Below are 276 nucleotides of genomic sequence, written 5' to 3' on the forward strand. Positions count from 1 at the left end.
GTCGATCCAGCGTCGCAGGATCGCGAAGCCCTGATGCGGCAGCGTCTGTCGATACAGCGCAAGACGGTGCCCGTAGAAGCCCCACGCCAGCCGCGGTTGCGCGCGAAACGCCTGCGGCGACGCGATCTCGTGAAATTCGAAGCGCTCCTGGCGCAGCGCCGGATAGGCGCGCCAGAAGCCGTCCGTGCCGCGGAAATCGGGCAGCCCCGAATCGACGCCGATGCCGGCGCCGGCCGTCACGAGGAGCGCATCGGCGCGCGCGAGCGCCTCGACGGC

General features: G+C 71.0%; 1 protein-coding gene. It reads right to left on the bottom strand.

Annotation, left to right across the window (positions count from 1 at the left end; translation table 11 throughout):
• A partial coding sequence (locus SB816_RS31340) for a Sir2 family NAD-dependent protein deacetylase (RefSeq protein ID WP_410548160.1) occupies positions 1 to 276 on the bottom strand: 276 nt, incomplete at both ends.

This window comes from Achromobacter sp. SIMBA_011 (assembly GCF_046535435.1).
GTDB classification, from domain to species: domain Bacteria; phylum Pseudomonadota; class Gammaproteobacteria; order Burkholderiales; family Burkholderiaceae_B; genus Achromobacter; species Achromobacter dolens.